Consider the following 17,217-nt stretch of genomic DNA (forward strand, 5'->3'; position numbering starts at 1 on the left):
ACCCCTGGCGAAACGACAACATCTCCGGCGGGGGCCGGGCGAAGAATGCGAGCTTAGCCTCGACTGACCTCTCTTGCCATGATGACCACTTCCGCTAACTCTTCAATATGACCGACCGAACAGTGTTGATTTCCGGCGGCGGGATTGCCGGGCCTGCTCTTGCCTTTTGGCTCAAAGAAGCCGGATTCAAACCAACCCTGATCGAACGGGCGCCTCGATTGCGCACCGGAGGGTATGTCATTGACTTTTGGGGCCTTGGCTACGGTATCGCCGAGCGGATGGGGCTTGAGGCAGACATAAACCGCGTAGGCTATCATGTGCGCGAAGTGCGCATTGTCAACGATCGCGGAAAGCGCGTCGCAGGTTTTGGCACAGACGTTTTTGCCGAGTTGACCGGCGGGCGCTTTGTGACGCTCGGACGCAGCGACCTCTCGCAGCTGCTGTTCGAAAAGATCAAAAATACGACTGAAATCATCTTCGACGACGAGATCGTCGGACTTCAAGAGCAGTCAGCTGGCGTGCGCGTTCAATTCAAACTGGAAGCGAGCGCGCATTTGATCTGGTGATCGGCGCGGACGGTTTGCATTCCGGCGTTCGTAGGCTGGCCTTCGGACCACAGCACGAGTTCGACAAGAAACTCGGCTACGCAGTTGAGCTCTATTTCGACAGCGTCAGTCAGATCAGGATGAACAGTTGGTCGCAAGGGCGCATTGCCCTGACCGGCGATGCCGCGTTTTGCCTGTCCTTGTTAGCAGGACAAGGTTCAGCCTTGGCCATGATTTCCGCCTATGTGCTGGCAGGCGAACTCTTCAGAGCCGACGGCGGCATGGGGAGGAAGGTTTCTTGCGAGATTACATCCATACAAAGCAGCAAGGCGCCGAGCGATTTGCCACAGCCTTTGCACCAAGGACGCGACTTGGCCTGCTGTTGCGCAACCTAGTGATAAGGACATTCGAAATCCCCGGGGTGGCACGTCTGGCGATCGGGAGGGAAATTACCGACACCCTGCAGCTACCCGACTATCGCTGGCCAACCCCGATGAGTTGACGGTCGCGAGGTCGAATCTCGAAAGCAACGCCTCCTCTTCAGTATAGTCCCAAAACGCTCCTCCCGCATGGCGCGTAACAGCCACTCGCGCCAGCTTCCCGAAAAAATGCCCGTCAGGCTGGAATAGTTTCCCGCCACGCTCGGTATATGCCGCATGAGAGTGAACTTCGACGTGGCGCATCAAACCAACGGAGCCATCGTCCGATGCTGGGAGCGGCAGCGCCATCTTGGGAGCGCAGCGCGGGTGCTGATGATTTGCGACTACGTCAGCGCTTGCGATCGGGAGGAGCGCGCTCTCATCTGGCCCAGCGGTTACCCCCCTGTCCGTAACCGCTGGGCCGTTCCGACTGGCCCCGTTCAACCCAAGCGATTGTTTCCTGCGGCGTGATCAGCGCAGTGAGCACACGCCACGCGCTGATTATAGGTGTTTTGGACTGCACACGAGGCAAACACTGATGCGGAAGTTGGAAGAATATGAGGAGATTGCGCTAATAGGCTACCCATACGACGGAGACTACATAGCTGTGGTGGATGGCATGGGGGACCGTGCTCGATTGCTCGGAGGGGCGTTGTGTGGACTTGATGGCGCGACGCTGACGCACCAAGCGGCGGCTTTGCCAAGATACTATCCGCAGGCATCCCATCTCGTTATCGCCACGATAAAGGGGGACCGGCTTGTTGCGATCCGGGATTATTAAAACGCAAAGGACGGGCTTCTACGATGGAGCAACAACGTCCAACGCCCCGACAAGGCGATCTGTTTGATGAAGCCGAGACACGGCCCGAGTTGACGACAATTACGAATTTCTGATGACCGCATTGAGAACCCGGCGACCAAATCTTGTTGGTTCGGAAAGCCATGTTGGCCAATGCTATGGCGCTACAGAGCAGGAAGGAAACGATGACCATCAAAGCAGTTGGTGTGACCGTCGCATCTTTGGCACTTTCCTTTACCTGGGCGCAGGCCGCCCCCACACTCCTCTCTCAGCACGGCGCCTGGGGCGTCTATTCATATCGCTCTGACACCACAAGGTGCTATGTCTTGAGTGTCCCCGTCTCCAAACTGCCCACAGATGTCGATCATGGCGAGAATTTTGTCATGGTCTCGCAGGCGCCAGACGACGAGCAACCCGAAGCCATCATGGGGTATCGGCTTAAACCAGGTTCGGACATCGATGTGGTGATTGCAGACCAGCGCTTCTCAATGTTTACCCAAGACAACAAGGCTTGGCTGCCGAACGCCGATGAGGATCGATCAATGGTTGATGCCATGCGGGCCGGCAGCAGAATGAAACTGTTCGCCACGTCCTGGAGAGGTACACACACCCAGTATGCCTATTCCCTAGTCGGACTTACCGCCGCCTTGAAGGCGAGCAAGACTTGCAAATAGAATGCTCAAACAAAAAGACCCTACACTGGACGAAGCGACAAACGCTCGCGCCTGAATTGTCGGCGGCACACCCATCCGATCGGATTATCGCGAGCGGCTGTCGTGCGGCAGCTCCTGCAACAAGGAAGCGCTGGCTGCGTTCTCCACATGGAGAAGCGCCAGTTGGATGGTTAGACGGCGCCCAAAAAACATGAGAGAGTTCGTCAACACCGCTATCATCATCGTATTGATAGCGATCGCTGTCGTCCTCCTTTTGCTGGCGCCAAAAGGCTTTCAGTTCGGTCCGCCGGATCCGATTGTCAGCTCGAGTGTTTCTGGCTTACCGCGAAGAGACGCCAGCACCTTTGTGCGCGCACCTTTGGCTCGAAGTGTTGCGTGAGGTAGTCCGGTCGCCGGTAGCTTTGCCGTGCCAACTTATTCGTCCCAAACCAAGCGAGGTTCCCAAATTCTCGCGGCGCCAATTTTCTCAGTCCGGCGCTTGCCGAAAAAAATGCTATCGGGCTGGAATAGTTTCTGATCCGTCTCGGTATATTGCTTATGAAGGTGAAGCTCGACGCCACTCCTCGTTGGAAGGTTTCCTTATGGCGGGTTGCCTACACGCTATGACTCCGACACTGGCGACTTGGTGCAAGAGGCCCCTTGTGTTCACCTTGCCCTCACGCACGCCTGTGACATCTCCGGCCCATTGCTCCCTTGGCTGATTGCCGCTGAGCGGAACCTATTAGTAAAGAGTGTCGCCTGCACCACGGATGGAAATCTTCGCTTCGGAAATAATGCCGAGCTGCCTTGAAATCTGAACTAGTCGTAGCGGAAAGGAAGTAGAATGGAAGACAATCAAAGCTTGTCCCAACGCTGGGACAACTATCAGCCGTCCAAGACACTCTGGTTCTGGTCGCTGGTCGGCGCCGCAGTATTGACCATGATCGTCGGCTTCACAGCCGGTGGCTGGACGACCGGGGGGACTGCGACGCAAATGGCGCAAACCTCCGCACGAGACGCGCGGGCCGAACTGGTCGCAAATCTGTGTGTCGAAAAGTTTATCAGCGCAGCCGATGCGAGCCAGAATTTGGCGAAACTGAAGGAAACATCGTCCTACCAGCGCGATAGCTTCGTCACCGATGGAGGCTGGACCAATCTTGCCGGCATGAAAAACAAAGCGCCCGGCGCGGCAGATCTGTGCGCAGATAAACTGGCGGCGATGGATGCGATCCCCGCGCGCACCGTTTCGCCGGCCCAAACCAGCGGCTGAGGAAAGGTCGATATTTCGTCAGCGAGGGCTGCATATCGGGACGGATAGTCACACAGCACTTGCAGATCGAGGCGAGGTGGTTCCTGGTGCGTGATTCGATACAGCAGGGTCGGCCCCGCTTGATGGCGACCGGTCACGCCTTTCCCGAATTTGCCGGCGGGGAAGTGTCTGAGTCGAAGCGGTTTCCATTTCTTAAAAGCGCGGTGAAGTCTTGCATCGTTTGTCTATCGTGGGCGCGCTCGTTCGGTCAGTTCTCGCCGCAGCTCTGCTGGCCGCCTCTGCAACGACGACGGGATCGCGAGCCGAGACCAGCAGGATCCCTTTGCCGCGCTTCGTCTCGTTAAAGGTTTCACCCGCCAATCTACGCATTGGACCTGGTGTCGACTACAGCGTTGAATGGGTCTTCATGCGGCCGGGCATTCCACTTGAGATCTACCAGCAATACGGCAACTGGCGCCGGGTAAGAGATTGGACCGGAACCAACGGATGGATTGATGTGGCGCTTCTGTCGGCGCGCAGAACCGCAGTCGTCGCTCCGTGGAGCAAAGGCAACGTTGCACTGCGCAAGAAGCCTACACTGGATAGCCCTGTCACTTCCTGGCTCGAACCTGACGTTGGAGTCAAACTCAGGCGATGCGACGGACAATGGTGCAGAGTGGCGCTGAAGTCGATGTCCGGCTTCGTCAAACAGATCGACTTGTGGGGGGCTTATCCCGGCGAAGTTCTGTGAACAACAAGGTTTGGAGAAAAAAGCGTTGACGGGCACTCGAGCGCTGTCCGTTACCCCTTTTGACGCAGTCTTGGGAGTCTTCACTTGGGCGAGTACGTAGCCTGTCCCTCACCGCTCTGACCTTCCCTGACATTAGTCCGGTCATCGTGCAGATAGGGCCACTTGCAGTCCATTGGTATACTACCCGTTTTGGGGCGCGAGTTGGGCAATTTCGACACGGTGGCCCGCAATCACGAAATTGTTCCTTTTGGCAATAATGCGTGATTTCTCATTGCCATTGTTGATTGACGCCAACTTGCCGTCGCCAAACGGAGGGCCCGATCCGGAGTATCTTCGTACACCGCATATTGAGCCAGCAAACTCTGCTATGCGCTTGGCAGATCGACGTCTCGTGCGCTTAACCGCATTGGAGAGCCCCGCGTGTCGGAAGCATGGAGACGTCGCCTTCTACGTCACGACCTCAGCCCATTGGACCTTATCTTGCCACAATCGGACAATGCGATAGATCAAGCGTGAGCGATGGATTCAATAAATTGAAGATCACCGTAATCCCTGCAGCCGTGGCGCTCGTCGGTATGACGGCGCAGGCGTGGGCGGATACAGCATGTATGGCCCCAGCGGGACGGTTTGAGCTCGGGCAGTATGCCTGCTTGAGAGTCGGCGAGACGAGCCACCTGGCCCGCTGTGAAGCGAGCCTCAATATCTTGTCCTGGAAAGAGGTGCTTGATCATTGTCCGGGCGGCCCGGCACCAGGACCCGCTCTGGCTACATCTGTCTGCCGGGCCAACGACCAGTTCTTCCCGCCCAGCGGCTTCGCCTGTCTCATCGTAGACGGCAGCACGCACCTGGCGCGCTGCGACACCGTGCTCAATAATCCATCATGGACAAAGGTGCAGGAAGGCTGCCCCGGCGCGCCGCAACCTCATGTCATTCCAGATCCCCAGGTCCATCCATGGCTCGAGCATCCGTTGTCAGGTCCTCGCCGCCTTATTGAACGCCTTCGAGACGCGCTTTAGACCTCGCCGCTGCTCACTGGAAGTTTTCTACTTAACCCGTTTTAAGCTAGGTCTGCCAGAGGTTCTGCTTTGCTGGTCATTAGTCCTCGGAGGTGGTCTGGAGCGCCGAGATTTGCTCGGTATCATAGCGATGGCGAAGGTCTCCGACCGCCTTCGGGTCCGGTGGCCCAGATCGCGAGACCATCTCGGCAAGCTCCTCGAAATAGTGCTCGTGCCCAGGGGGCGAGACGGTCATGATCACCCGTGCCGGCCTGTCGGTCGTATTGGCGATGTTGTGCGGCACGCCCGGCGGGATGAACACGAACGTGCCGGAGGTGGCTTTGACGGTTTCATCGCCGATATGCCATTCGCACTCACCTTCGACAACATAGAAGGTTTCCTCCTGCACGCGGTGCACGTGCCGGCCGGTGGAGAACCGTGCGGGTATCGTCCAGTCGAACATGCTCGTGTATCTGGTGTGCTTACCGGTCACGAGGAAGGCCATAGGCTGGCCGGCGAGCGTAACGCCCGTAACGTCATTTGGCCGCCTGATCACTGCATTTGCGGGCATGGCGAAACTCCCTGTTTGCTGCAAGCTCCCTCATCGAGGAGCCGCCGATAGGGTGCATCGTGCCAGCTCGACATGTCGTGAAGGGCCTGCGAAAATGTTGCGAAACGTTTCCGAATGACAGTTGTTCGATCCATGTCAGCGATTTACGAATTCGGCCCGTTCCACCTCGACACCAGCCTCGGGATCTTGTTGCGTGGATCAGAGCCCACTGGAATCGGACATCGTGCGGCCGCCTTGCTTCAGTTGCTACTTGATCGGGCCACGCAACCGGTTGCCAAGGAGTTGCTGTTCCAGACCGCTTGGCCGGGACTCGCTGTCGAAGACAGCAACCTGACGGTCCAAATCGCCGCCATTCGCAAAGTCCTGGAAGAAGTGGGCGGTGCAGGGTGGATCGAGACTTTGCCACGCCGGGGCTACAGGTACGTCGGCCCGCCGGTCGTAACCCGCCACCCTGACGTTGGCACCACAGAGGCTCCATCTCTGGAGCTGCCGCTCAAACCATCCGTCGTCGTGCTTCCCTTTGCCGACCTGGGTGACGAACCCGAGCAAGCCTATTTTACCGACGGCATGGTCGACGACATCATCACTGGCTTGTCGCGTGTCAAATGGATGTTCGTGATCGGGCGCGGCACGACCTTCTTCTACAAAGGCCGCATGGTTGCCCCGCGACAGGTGGGCCAGGAACTCAGCGTGAGATACGTGCTGGAAGGGAGCGTGCGCAAGATCGCCGATCACGTTCGCATCAACTGCCAGCTTGTCGACGCAACGAGCGGTGCGCAGGTCTGGTCGGAGCGGTACGATCGCAAGCTAGATGATGTGTTCGCTCTGCAGGACGAGATCGCCTCGTCGGTCGTGGCCGCGATGGAGCCGGGGCTTCAGCGCGCGGAGATCGAGCGCGTCAGGCGCAAACGGCCGGATAGCCTCGACGCCTACGAGCTCGTCCTCAAGGCGCAACCTGACGTCGACTCAGGTATGCCGCAGCAGGTCACACGCGCACTCGTATGCCTTGAGCGGTCGTTAATTCTGCTGCCGACTTACGCTTTGGCACACGCGAACGCCGCCATGTGCCACCATTGCCTCTTCCTGCGCGTCGGCCTTAAGGAAGAAAACCGGGCAGCCTCGTTGCGTCACGCCGATGCCGCCATGACATTTGGCCAGGACGATGCTCGAGCTTTGACGCTTGCGGGCTTCTCCCTTGGCATGGACGGCCACGATCGCCCGGGCGCGTTCGCTGCCTTCGAGGCAGCACTGGCATTGAGCCCCTCGTGCGCGCTCACTTACATTCTCGGGAGTGTGGTGGCGGGTTGGGCGGGTGACGCTGAGCGCGCGATCGATTGGAGCGAGCGAGGCATCCGCCTCAGCCCATTCGATCCGTGGGCCTTTGCAGCCTACGACGCTCAGGCACTTGGCCATTTTCGTGGTGGTCGCTACCAAGATGCGGCCGATGCAGCCCACAAATCCATCCGGGCCAATCCCGCCCACAGCATCACCTACGCGCAGTTGGCAGCGGCGCTTGCCAAGCTTGGGCGCCTGCCAGAGGCTAAGGCGACCGCGGCACGGGTTCTCGAATTGCACCCCACGTTCCGTTACAGTCGGCAATTCTCCGGTGTCGACTGTGCGCCGGCTCTGGCGGTCTCTATGGCTGAGGCACTTAGCGCTGCCGGGCTACCGGAGTAGGACTGCCCATTCGGGCTTTTCGTCCCGAATGCCGCTCAGCGATCGCACGAATCACCGAATTGGCACGGATATCAGGCAAACCGCCCTCGATCTATGAATAGGTCCTTAGGTGGCCGCCTCGGATTGGAACCGGGTGTGTGGGCGGAAAACCTGTGCGGCAGCGGGACGATGGGAGGCCCGCTGCCGCCGGGGGAGAGCACGATGACTGACTAACGCGCGCTCCTCCATGCTTTCCCGTGCGTCGGCTCGGGGGTGTTTGAAACTGCCGCACTGGAAAAGTCGAACGGCTTCCGAAACCGAACTCGGGTTCCGGAACTCTCATCAGCCCTTGGCGACGGGCAGCGCGACGAAACGATTGGTGTCGTCGCGGGTGATCTGCATCAGCACTGCCATGCGGCCGGATTTGACTGCATCGGTCATCGCCTTGGTGACGTCGTCGGTGCCGTTCACTTCGGTCGAATTGACAGCGGTGATGACATCGCCCGGCTGGATGCCACGATCGGGGCGGAAAAAGCCATGACGAACTTTTTCATGCTGATCTCCGCATTGCGTCGGACAGCCCGCCGCGGACCGTCCTTGCAGAGCCTTTTACGCAGCGCCTCCCGTGCCCCTACGCGGCGCGGGGTGACTTTTTTCAAGGTGCTGCCGGCGCAACGGCCGATCCCGCCGCGACAGAGATTGGCAGGTCCGGCAAAGAATCCTCCGCGTCGAGCGTAGGGTTCGGCCGCGTGCTGCGTATCGGTCAGCAGTCGCCCCCGCAACCCGACACGAAAGGACCACCATCATGAAACGCTCAGCACTCATTGCGGCCCTGCTTATCGGACTCGCACCGCTCTGCGCGGCGCAGGCACAGGACATGCCGGGCCAGCGCATCCTGCAACGGATCGACACCAACGGCGACGGCGCCATCTCCAAGGACGAGATGACGGCCGCCCGCGAGCGCCTATTCAGGAAGCTCGACCGCAATGGCGATGGCGTCGTCGACAAGAGGGAAATCGAGAGCGCCCGCCAGGCGATCAAGGACCGCGCCGAGGTGGCGCAGGCGCGAGTCGGCAACCGCTGGCGGCGCCTGGACAAGAATGGCGACGGCAAGGTCTCGGAACAGGAGTTCGCCGGCAGCATGCCGCTGTTCGAGCTGGCCGACCGAAACGGCGACGGCAAACTCTCTGCTGACGAGATCGCCTCCATCCGCAAGCTGATCGCCGAGCGTGCCAACTGATCTTCAATACCGATCGATCTTCCATCGGCCTCACCAAGGAGCATCACATGACCTTTCCAATGAAAATCCAGCTGTTCTGCCTCGGCGTCATCTTCCTCGCATCGGCAGCATCTGCGGCCTCGGCCGAGGAATGGAAACGGCCGACCGCGTATGGCGGCGAAATCAGCCGCAGCGTCGGCAAGGACGGCAACGTCTATACCGGATCAACCACCCGCACCGGCCCCAATGGCGGCACCTACACGTCCAGCTCAAAATGCGTCGGAGGCGTTGTTGACCGCTGTGCCCGCAGCTATTCTGGCACCGGGCCGAATGGGCAGACCTTCTCCGGCAAGCGGGTGTCGGCGCGCTGGCCGTTCCATGGCCGATCGGCCGGCAGCTTCACCGGCCCGAACGGCAATACGGTCCACGGCTTCCGCCGCTGGCGGCGCTGACATCTGGTGTGATGGACTTGAATCCGAAATTCGTTTCTGTGCTGCTCCTGATCGATGCGAATTTCGGATTCGCCGAACCAGCAGTCTCGCCCGTGGAAGCGCGCCGCCGTGCGACATGAGGAGCCCTGTGGCGAAGATGACCTTCTGGTACGCATCGCAGCAGGCAGCCAAAGCGCACTGTCCGAGCTCATCGCCCGCCATGGCCGTGGGCTGCGGATATTTGCCGCGCGTTATCTCGGCAATGCCGGCGACGCCGAGGATGTTGTGCAGGAGGTGTTCGTGACTGTCTGGAAACAAGCCGCTCGGTTTGATCCTGCCAGAGGGCGGGCCTCGACCTGGCTCTACCGGATCACAGCCAACCGTTGCATTGACCAGCGCCGGCGCAGGGCACTACGCAGCTTCATTGGGCTGGACGACATAAGGGACGAGGTCGCCTCGTCCGAGGCCGATGCCGAGACGACAACTGCAGCGCGGCAGGAACTGGCGATCGTGCGTGACGGGCTCTCGCGCCTGCCGGAACGGCAGCGCATGGCGGTGCTGCTCAGGGCCGTCGGCGACCTCGACATCGCGGCGATCGCGGAGGTGATGGGCAGCAGCGTCGGCTCGGCCGAGCAATTGCTTGTCCGCGGACGGCGCGCACTCAGGGATCATCTGGCAATGGCGGCCGTGGGCCGCGAAAGGAAGTCCTCATGACACGGGACGAATTCGAACGAAACAGGCGTCGCTTCGGCGACACCGTTGAAGCCTGGCCGGCGCCGTTCCGGCAGCAAGCGCGGAACTTGATGGCGGCGGAGCAGAAGGACGATCCGGATGCCGCGCTCGACCGCCTCGTGCTCGAGGCGGCTCTGACCGATGGCGACGACCAGGAACTGGCTAGCAAGGTGCTGGCCCGTATCGCAGCCGGCTCGGCACGCCCCTACTTGCTGCCGCGCCTCTTCCTGAGCCCGGCCGGGTTCGCGGCCTGCGCCGCTGCCGCGCTCGTGGCGGCGACGCTGGCAGGCTACCAGGTGGCGCGGCTGCAGGACGATCCGTCCGATACGGAGCTTCTGGCGCTGGCGTCCGGTTCGGCGGTGGCCGATGGCGGCGGTGTCGCGGCCGATCCGGAAGGGGAGGGCTCGCTTTGAAGCGTTCCTGGATATGGACGGCGACGCTGGTGCTGCTTGCCCTTTCGCTGGCCGTCAACTTCTTCCTGGTCGGTTATGCCATGCATGGCCTGCGGCAAGGCGCGGCGGCGCGTGTGTTCTTGGCGGATATTGCCAGCAGCTATCCGCCAGAGGTGAGGAAGGAGTTCCGCGGCGTGCTGCGCGACAACCGCGCGCGCACCTTCCAGGCGCTGCGCGACCTGCGCAGCGCGCGCGCCAATCTGGCGGCTACGCAGAAAGCCATGCCCTTTGACGAAGCCGCAGTGAAGGACGCGATGGCGGCGGTGCGCACCGCAACGACCAACCTTCAGGCGACCATGCAGGATTATCTCCTGACCGCGCTGAAGACCGTCAATTCGAAGCCCGCCGCGGGAGGTTGAGCAGCTGCGGCCCCACTGGCGGCACAATCGTCGCAGGCGATCGCCCACACCTCAGTGCTTCAGTTGTCGCGCCTAGATAACCCAATCGTTCAACGAATAGGCATGGATGTAGTCGATCTGCATTTCCGCGGGCGTCGCAAGCCCGTCGGCGGGCGCTCCCGCGATGCCGCCCACTGCCAGATCGACCAGCATATACATCGGCTCGTGCATGTCGGCAGGTGTCGCGGCGCGGGCAACTTCGACGTCGTCGAAATACCAGACGAGTTCGTCTTCCGTCCACAGCACCCCATACGTGTGGAACCCTCCGGTATCCGAGACAAAGGGAGTCGAGGCCGCTGTTGTATGAGTTCCCGTCTCGTTCGAGTGGCTTGTCAAAAGAAGCTTGTTCGGATCCTGACCGGTCATCTCTATGACGTCCAGTTCCGGTGGCCAGGAGCCGTCCGCCGGCAGAAGCCAGAAGGCCGGCCATGCGCCTTGTTTTTCGGGCATGTCGGCCCGAATTTCGAAATAGCCGTAGGTCTGTGCGAAGGATTCGTAAGTTGTCAGCAGACCTGACGTGTATTGGTAGTTGTTTATGTAGGGCTTGATGGCCTCAGCGGCTCGGGCGGCGGTAATCGTGAGAACACCGTCCTCAACGCTGAACGGGTTGACGGAACTCGTCGGGGCGTAGCTGGTATCGATATACCATTGCAGCTCGCTATTGCTCGTGAGCGAGCTGCCATTCGCGCCTCCCCACCAGAAGTTCGTGTCCCAGGTGCCGCTCGAGCCATTCCACAGGTTCAGTGTGTTGAACTCGTCCGAGAAGGTGAGTTCCAGATGCGACCTGTCCAAGGCCAGATCGAACTGGCTTGCGGTGAACTGGTCGATCGTCTTGTTGGCGAAGACGAGAAACTCGGTGTCGGACAGATCAAGTCGGACGTTCGCTCCCGACTGGACCATGTTGGCGTGCACCTGCTCGAAGGAGGTGAAGCCGTAGCTCCCGACGCGCACTGTATCCTCGGCGCTAAAGTCCAGGATCAGGTCACTGCCGTTGCCGGGGGCCACGACGAAAATGTCTGCCCCGGAGCCGCCCTTGAGAACGTCGTCGCCCTTTAAGCCGTCGATCGTCTGTTGGCCGGAGCCGCCGGTAATGATGTTGTTCAGCTCGTTTCCGAAAGCATAGCGTTTGTCGCCCGTGACCGTCAGGTTCTCGAAATGCGCCGGGAGCCTGTAGCTCATCCAGGTCGAGATGGTGTCGACACCCTCGTTGGCCAGCTCGACCGCCTTGTTCTTCGTGGAATACAGATAGTAAATGTCATCGCCCTTGCCGCCATACATCGTGACGCTGACGCTACTGTCGCCGTAGAGCGAGTCGTTATAGATGCTGCCATAAAGGGCCGGGCCGGAATTCGTCGCCGAGTACCACCTGGTCGAGGATCCGCTGTAGGGAAGTGGAACGCCCTTGGCGTTCAGGACAGTGGCCATGCTGGTCTCAGCTCCTTGGACTCGCCTCAATGTCGGCCCTAGCATCTATGGAGGACACCAGAAGCCAATGCCTTTTTGGGCCTTCGAGTTGTGTTCGACTTGTGAGGGTTACCAAGAACTTAACACGCAGGCGGTCCGGGCCGCCGCCATTGCCTCGAATGCATCAAGGTTGGGATTCAGGAAAGCAACATTCGCCCGGCCGTGATCGCCAGGAAAAACGCAAAGGCGAGTTTCAGGTAGCGCGGGTCAAGCGCGTGGGCGAGCTTGGCGCCCAAGGGTGCGAACAGGAAGCTCACGGGCGCTATGATGGCAACAGCCGGCAGGCTGACGTATCCCAGGCTGAGCGGAGGCCTGCCGGCAATCTCGAGACCCGACCAGATAAAGCCGGCCACCGCTGGAAGCGCGATAAGCGGGCCAAGCGCCGACGATGTGCCGACGGCCCGGTGGACCGGAAAGGAAAAGCTGGAAAGCGTCGGCACCGAGAGCGTGCCGCCGCCAATTCCCATCAGCGAAGAGACAACGCCGATGGTCGATGCGATCGCACGGTTGATCCAGCCGCTTTGCGGAAGGCGATCGGAGATCACGAGATGCTTCGGCAACGCCATGTTGACGGCCACCAGCAGGCCGACGACGCCGAAGACCAGCCGCAAGCCAGCACCCGGGATGAATTTCGACATGATGCCGCCGATGAGGGCACTGACGAAAATCGCCGGTCCCCACAGATTGAGCAGAGGCCGATCGACATTGCCGCGCTTGTTGTGTGACCGCATCGATGAGATCGAGGTGGGAATGATAACCGCAAGCGACGTCGCGACCGCCAGATGGCTGGTCACATCAGGAGAGAAGTGAAACAGGCTAAGCACCCAGAACAGCACCGGGACGATGACGATGCCGCCGCCGACCCCGAGCAAGCCTGCCAACACGCCGGACGCAACGCCGGTTATCGCCAGACCGGCGACCAGCATTGCAATCGTCGGCCCGTCGAACATCGACGTGTCGAATCCGAAGTCCACTATGATTTCCCTTTGATTCGCCAACCGCGACACGGCCTTGCGGATACTTCGGCCGCGCTCATCCGCTGTTGCGACCCGATGCAGGGTCGCCCAGAAGTGCTGCAGCGGTTTTTGGGATGCGCTTTGGCTAGTGGCGCACCATCCCGGCGTCGACATTGAGCGTCTGGCCGGTGATCCAGCGCGCATCGTCGGAGGCCAGGAACGAAACCACATCGGCGATATGTTCCGGCTGCCCTTTGCCTTTCATCGCCTGAAGCATCTCGACGAAGCCGAACGCCTCATTGTGCGGGCTCGCCTTGACGCCGTCGCTCTCGATCAGGCCAGGCGTCACCGCGTTGGCGGTGATGTTGTATTTACCGAGTTCTGTGGCCAGCGCCCTGGTGAAGCCGATGACGCCGCCCTTGGCCGCGACATAGGCCGCCATGTTCGGCGTGCCGGCAAAGAAGGTGTTGGATGCGATGCTGATCACCCGCCCGGCCTTGCCCGCCGCACGCATCTGGTCCGTGCCGGCGCGGCTGACAATGAAGGTGCCGGTCAGGTTGACGTCGATGATCTTGCGCCAATGGTCGAGATCGACATCGTCCCAGGCGACGAACGGCACGATGCTGGCATTGTTGACCAGGATATCGATGCCCCCGGTCAGGGCCTGGATCTCGGCGAAGAGTGCCTTGACCGATGCCGGATCGGAAATGTCGGCGGCGATCGCCCTCGCCTTTCCGCCTATCGCCGCGGCCGCCGCCTTGGCGCCTTCGGCATTGATGTCGCTGACGATGACGGTTGCCCCGTCGGCGGCAAGCCGCGCTGCGATCGCCTTGCCGATACCCTGCGCGGCGCCCGTAACCAGGGCCGTCTTTCCCGCAAGCCGTTCAGTCATGAAAATGCTCCCTCAATCCGTGATCTGGTGATGTCTGTTCAGGCGTCGGCGTCGACCACGGCCAGCGCCGCGTCGATCCCCTTGCCGATCGCCAGTTTCTGGCCGGCCGCGTTCATGGCGCCGCCAAGTGCCGTCAGCGCCGCGATCGCATAGATCGGATGGGCGGTCGGACCCATGTGACCGATGCGTGTCAGCTTGCCCAAGGTCTCGCCGCGGCCAGACGAAAACACCACGCCGTAGCGGGCGCGCGCGGCCTGGCGAAGCGCCTTCTCGTCGACGCCTTCGGGCGTGCGGACGGCTGTCGTGGTCGGCGACGCGATCTTGTCGCTGGCGGCCCAGATCGACAGGCCCATCGCAGCAATGCCCGCCCGCATGGCCTTGGCGGTGAGCGCGTGGCGCGCCCACACTGCCTCCGGCTCCTCATGGAGATAGAGGTCGAGCGCGACATCGAGCCCGTTGATCTCCGAGACCGACGGCGTGAACGGAAACGGCTTGTCCCGCGACCACGCATGCTCCCAGTCGACGATGCTCAGCATCGACGCGCGGGGGGCTGCCTCGTTGCCCTTCATCTTGGCCCAGGCCCGCTCGCTGACGCCCATCATCGTGAGGCCGGGAGGCGCGCCCAGGCATTTGTTCGGGCCGGTGACATAGATATCGGCCTTGCAATCCTCCGGATGCGTCTGCATGCCGCCAAAGGACGAGACGGCATCGACGATGAGATAGCCGCCATGCGCCGAAACCAGCGCGCCGATGGCGTCGATCGGGTTGATGGTGCCGGACGGCGTGTCGTGGTGGCAGACTGAAACGACGGTGATTTCCGGATGCGCTTTCAGCATTGCCGCGACCGCCTGCGGATCGATCGCCTCATTGTAGGGCACCTCGATCTCGAGCAGATGTGGCGAATAGCGCTTCGCCCAATAGCCAAACCCCTTGCCGTAAACTCCGGAGGCAAGGTTGAGTACGACATCGTCGGGCGCGATCAGCGAGGCCGCGGCGGCCTCCAGGCCCAGCACCGGCTCGCCATGCAGGATGACCGGTTTGTTCGACAGCCGCATCGCCTTCTGCGCCTTGTCGACCACACCCTCGTAGAAGAGCTGGAACGCCGGGTCGTAGTCGTAGAGCACCGTGCGCCCGAGGCCGCGCAGCACTTCAGAGTAGGCGTTCACAGGCCCCGCGGTCAGGGTGATGACCGGATCGGCGTGTTCGAGATAGCGCATCGTCTTGTCTCCCGATTTGGCGGCCATCAGCCGTAGAATTGCGTGCCGGTCCGGTAGGTCTTGAAGTTGTCCATGTCGTGCGAGTACATCAGCTCGGCGCCATGGTCCTCGGCGAGTTTCTTCACCTTGCGCATCGAATTGACGCCCGCCACCGGATCGATGTGGAAGGCCGCCTGGCACAGCGTTTCAAGGCTCTTCTGCGTATAGGCCGCGTCGATCGTGAACATGATCGGCTTGCGCTTGGGAAACTCCACCAGCAGGCTGTAGTGGCCGATCGAATGACCGGGCGTCGAGATCAGCCGGACGCCCCTGGCAAGCTCGACGTCGCCATCGATGCCCTCGAAGGTCGAGTTGGCGCGCGTGGTGCCTTCCAGCAGTTGCGCCGTCGCGCCACGCGCCTCCGCCGCCTCCGCCGAGAAGCTCAGGTCCGAATAGCCGAGATGTTCGAAGGGCTGCGGATCGCAGGCCTGCGGCACCTCTGTCCGGTGACAGACCTTCTTGGCATGGGGAAAATATTTGTTGCCGCCGCAATGGTCGAAGTGGAAATGCGAATTGACGACGACATCGATGTCCTTCGGTTCAAGGCCGAGCAGCGCCAGGGCGCCGGGGATGGTCTGGTGCTTTTCCTGGATCGGCTTTTCGAACGGCAGCACCTTCATCACATGATCGTAGTCGTAGCCGGTGTCGATGAGGAACCGGCCCTCGGCATGTTCGATCAGGATCGAATAGACGGGGAAGCGCACTTCGCCGCCAGGGCCACGATTCCAGAACACATGATATCCGTCGAGAACGAGCGAGCCGCCGTCGAGCAGGTAGACCTTGGTATCCGACATTTCTTGCCTCCTTATTGGCGCGGGTCCCATCCGCGCATGAATTGTGGTCAGCGCGCGCCGCGCTCGTATGGAATGCCGAGCGCTGCTGGCAGGCTGGCGCGCCGGCCGAACAGCACCAGCATGATCATCACCGCCAGGAACGGCAGCATCTGGATGATATCGGTCGGTATGTTGATGCCGGCCACCTGCATGGCCGTGGTCAGCGACAGGCAGACGCCGAACAGCAACGCGCCGAACAGCACCCAGATCGGTCGACCGCGCGCCAGCATGGCCAGCACGATGCCGAGAAAGCCCGCGCCGTTGGTGATGAACGGAATGAACAGCCCGGCCCCGACATTGGCGAGATAGGCGCCGCCGAGCCCTGCCAGCGCGCCGGTCGTCAACACGGCTATGGTGCGGGTCCGCACGACATCGATGCCGGCGACATCGAGCGCGGCCGGCTTGTCGCCTGCTGCCTGCAGGTTGAGACCCAGCTGCGTGCGCCGGTAGATGTAGCCCATGCCGAAAACCAGCGCGACCGCCAGATAGACGATCAGATGATGTTTGAAGAATGCGGGCCCGATGACCGGAATGTCCGAAAGCAACGGAATGACGGTCGCATCCGCCGCCGGCAGGCGCGGGTAGCTGCGTGAGAACTGGAAATGGTGGAGCAGTGCCGTCAGACCCTCAAGTCCGAGCGTCAGCGCAATGCCGATGACGATCTGATTCAGCCCTATGCGCACGCAAAGCAGCGCCATGACAACCGCCACCGCGGCACCCCCGGCGGCACCGGTGAGAAAGCCCAGCCACAGCGATCCCGAATAGAAAGCGCCGACAAAGCCGAGATAGGCGCCGGCCAGCATCATGCCTTCGATACCGATATTGAGCACGCCCGCCTTTTCGGAAATCTGCTCGCCGAGCCCGGCTAGCAGCAGCGGGATCGCCGCGGTGACGGCGCCGAACAGCAGCGCGCTCAGAAAGACTTCGCTGAAGAGCCCGGTCATCC

19 protein-coding genes and 1 pseudogene are annotated in these 17,217 nt (G+C 61.1%); 12 read left to right on the forward strand and 8 right to left on the reverse strand.

What is annotated here, in order from left to right; translation table 11 throughout:
• Positions 1-122: 122 nt before the first annotated feature.
• The 6 genes from ASD12_RS35145 to ASD12_RS32770 all read left to right on the forward strand — a co-directional run bounded on the left by ASD12_RS35145 (position 123) and on the right by ASD12_RS32770 (position 5,432).
• Entirely contained in the window at positions 123-566 is a 444-nt protein-coding gene (locus ASD12_RS35145; protein WP_244482734.1) for a hypothetical protein, read from the forward strand.
• On the forward strand, positions 563-940 hold the full coding sequence (locus tag ASD12_RS35150; protein ID WP_244482735.1) for a hypothetical protein: 378 nt from the start codon (positions 563-565) through the stop codon (positions 938-940). Before ASD12_RS35145 ends, ASD12_RS35150 begins: the two co-directional genes overlap by 4 nt.
• Positions 941-1,948: 1,008 nt before the next feature.
• Entirely contained in the window at positions 1,949-2,437 is a 489-nt protein-coding gene (locus ASD12_RS04805; protein ID WP_082525261.1) for a hypothetical protein, read from the forward strand.
• Between the two features lie 823 nt (positions 2,438-3,260).
• Positions 3,261-3,686 carry a hypothetical protein gene (locus ASD12_RS04810; RefSeq protein ID WP_056582451.1) on the forward strand — a complete coding sequence of 142 codons (426 nt, stop codon included), beginning with the start codon at positions 3,261-3,263 and terminating at the stop codon, positions 3,684-3,686.
• A 322-nt stretch (positions 3,687-4,008) separates the two neighbouring features.
• Positions 4,009-4,416 carry an SH3 domain-containing protein gene (locus ASD12_RS32765; RefSeq protein ID WP_244482736.1) on the forward strand — a complete coding sequence of 136 codons (408 nt, stop codon included), beginning with the start codon at positions 4,009-4,011 and terminating at the stop codon, positions 4,414-4,416.
• A gap of 533 nt (positions 4,417-4,949) precedes the next feature.
• Positions 4,950-5,432 carry a hypothetical protein gene (locus ASD12_RS32770; protein WP_244482737.1) on the forward strand — a complete coding sequence of 161 codons (483 nt, stop codon included), beginning with the start codon at positions 4,950-4,952 and terminating at the stop codon, positions 5,430-5,432.
• Positions 5,433-5,511: 79 nt separating this feature from the next.
• On the opposite strand, the gene ASD12_RS04815 is transcribed toward ASD12_RS32770, so the two are convergent.
• Positions 5,512-5,982, reverse strand: coding sequence for a cupin domain-containing protein (locus ASD12_RS04815; RefSeq protein WP_056582452.1), 471 nt, complete (start codon positions 5,980-5,982; stop codon positions 5,512-5,514).
• Positions 5,983-6,096: 114 nt separating this feature from the next.
• Between ASD12_RS04815 and ASD12_RS04820 the strand changes: the two genes are divergently transcribed.
• On the forward strand, positions 6,097-7,659 hold the full coding sequence (locus ASD12_RS04820; RefSeq protein ID WP_244482738.1) for a winged helix-turn-helix domain-containing protein: 1,563 nt from the start codon (positions 6,097-6,099) through the stop codon (positions 7,657-7,659).
• A 321-nt stretch (positions 7,660-7,980) separates the two neighbouring features.
• Here ASD12_RS04820 and ASD12_RS32775 read toward each other — a convergent pair.
• Positions 7,981-8,160, reverse strand: a pseudogene (locus ASD12_RS32775) (PDZ domain-containing protein); the annotation flags it as partial.
• A 283-nt stretch (positions 8,161-8,443) separates the two neighbouring features.
• Here ASD12_RS32775 and ASD12_RS04825 point away from each other — a divergent pair.
• The 5 genes from ASD12_RS04825 (at position 8,444) to ASD12_RS04845 (ending at position 10,831) form a co-directional block, all read left to right on the forward strand.
• Positions 8,444-8,878: an EF-hand domain-containing protein gene (locus ASD12_RS04825; protein WP_056582453.1), complete on the forward strand. Its 435-nt coding sequence runs from the start codon at positions 8,444-8,446 to the stop codon at positions 8,876-8,878.
• Between the two features lie 47 nt (positions 8,879-8,925).
• On the forward strand, positions 8,926-9,309 hold the full coding sequence (locus ASD12_RS04830; RefSeq protein ID WP_056582454.1) for a hypothetical protein: 384 nt from the start codon (positions 8,926-8,928) through the stop codon (positions 9,307-9,309).
• Between the two features lie 108 nt (positions 9,310-9,417).
• Positions 9,418-10,002: a sigma-70 family RNA polymerase sigma factor gene (locus ASD12_RS04835; RefSeq protein ID WP_056582455.1), complete on the forward strand. Its 585-nt coding sequence runs from the start codon at positions 9,418-9,420 to the stop codon at positions 10,000-10,002.
• The gene (locus ASD12_RS04840) at positions 9,999-10,433 is read left to right on the forward strand and encodes a hypothetical protein (RefSeq protein WP_056582456.1); all 435 of its coding nucleotides are present in this window, start codon (positions 9,999-10,001) and stop codon (positions 10,431-10,433) included. Before ASD12_RS04835 ends, ASD12_RS04840 begins: the two co-directional genes overlap by 4 nt.
• Positions 10,430-10,831 carry a periplasmic heavy metal sensor gene (locus ASD12_RS04845; protein ID WP_056582457.1) on the forward strand — a complete coding sequence of 134 codons (402 nt, stop codon included), beginning with the start codon at positions 10,430-10,432 and terminating at the stop codon, positions 10,829-10,831. Before ASD12_RS04840 ends, ASD12_RS04845 begins: the two co-directional genes overlap by 4 nt.
• A gap of 72 nt (positions 10,832-10,903) precedes the next feature.
• On the opposite strand, the gene ASD12_RS04850 is transcribed toward ASD12_RS04845, so the two are convergent.
• The 6 genes from ASD12_RS04850 to ASD12_RS04875 all read right to left on the reverse strand — a co-directional run bounded on the left by ASD12_RS04850 (position 10,904) and on the right by ASD12_RS04875 (position 17,215).
• Positions 10,904-12,295, reverse strand: a complete 1,392-nt coding sequence (locus ASD12_RS04850) for a family 16 glycosylhydrolase (protein ID WP_056582458.1) — start codon at positions 12,293-12,295, stop codon at positions 10,904-10,906.
• Between the two features lie 176 nt (positions 12,296-12,471).
• A complete protein-coding gene (locus ASD12_RS04855) occupies positions 12,472-13,308 on the reverse strand; it encodes a sulfite exporter TauE/SafE family protein (RefSeq protein ID WP_082525252.1) in 837 nt (278 codons plus the stop codon).
• A gap of 127 nt (positions 13,309-13,435) precedes the next feature.
• A complete protein-coding gene (locus tag ASD12_RS04860; protein WP_056582459.1) occupies positions 13,436-14,182 on the reverse strand; it encodes an SDR family NAD(P)-dependent oxidoreductase in 747 nt (248 codons plus the stop codon).
• A gap of 38 nt (positions 14,183-14,220) precedes the next feature.
• Positions 14,221-15,399: an alanine--glyoxylate aminotransferase family protein gene (locus ASD12_RS04865; protein WP_056582739.1), complete on the reverse strand. Its 1,179-nt coding sequence runs from the start codon at positions 15,397-15,399 to the stop codon at positions 14,221-14,223.
• A 26-nt stretch (positions 15,400-15,425) separates the two neighbouring features.
• Positions 15,426-16,232, reverse strand: coding sequence for a 4-pyridoxolactonase (locus ASD12_RS04870; RefSeq protein WP_056582461.1), 807 nt, complete (start codon positions 16,230-16,232; stop codon positions 15,426-15,428).
• A 47-nt stretch (positions 16,233-16,279) separates the two neighbouring features.
• Positions 16,280-17,215, reverse strand: a complete 936-nt coding sequence (locus ASD12_RS04875) for an ABC transporter permease (protein ID WP_056582462.1) — start codon at positions 17,213-17,215, stop codon at positions 16,280-16,282.
• Positions 17,216-17,217: the final 2 nt, after the last annotated feature.

The organism is Mesorhizobium sp. Root102, from assembly GCF_001425625.1.
In the GTDB taxonomy this organism is placed as follows: domain Bacteria; phylum Pseudomonadota; class Alphaproteobacteria; order Rhizobiales; family Rhizobiaceae; genus Mesorhizobium.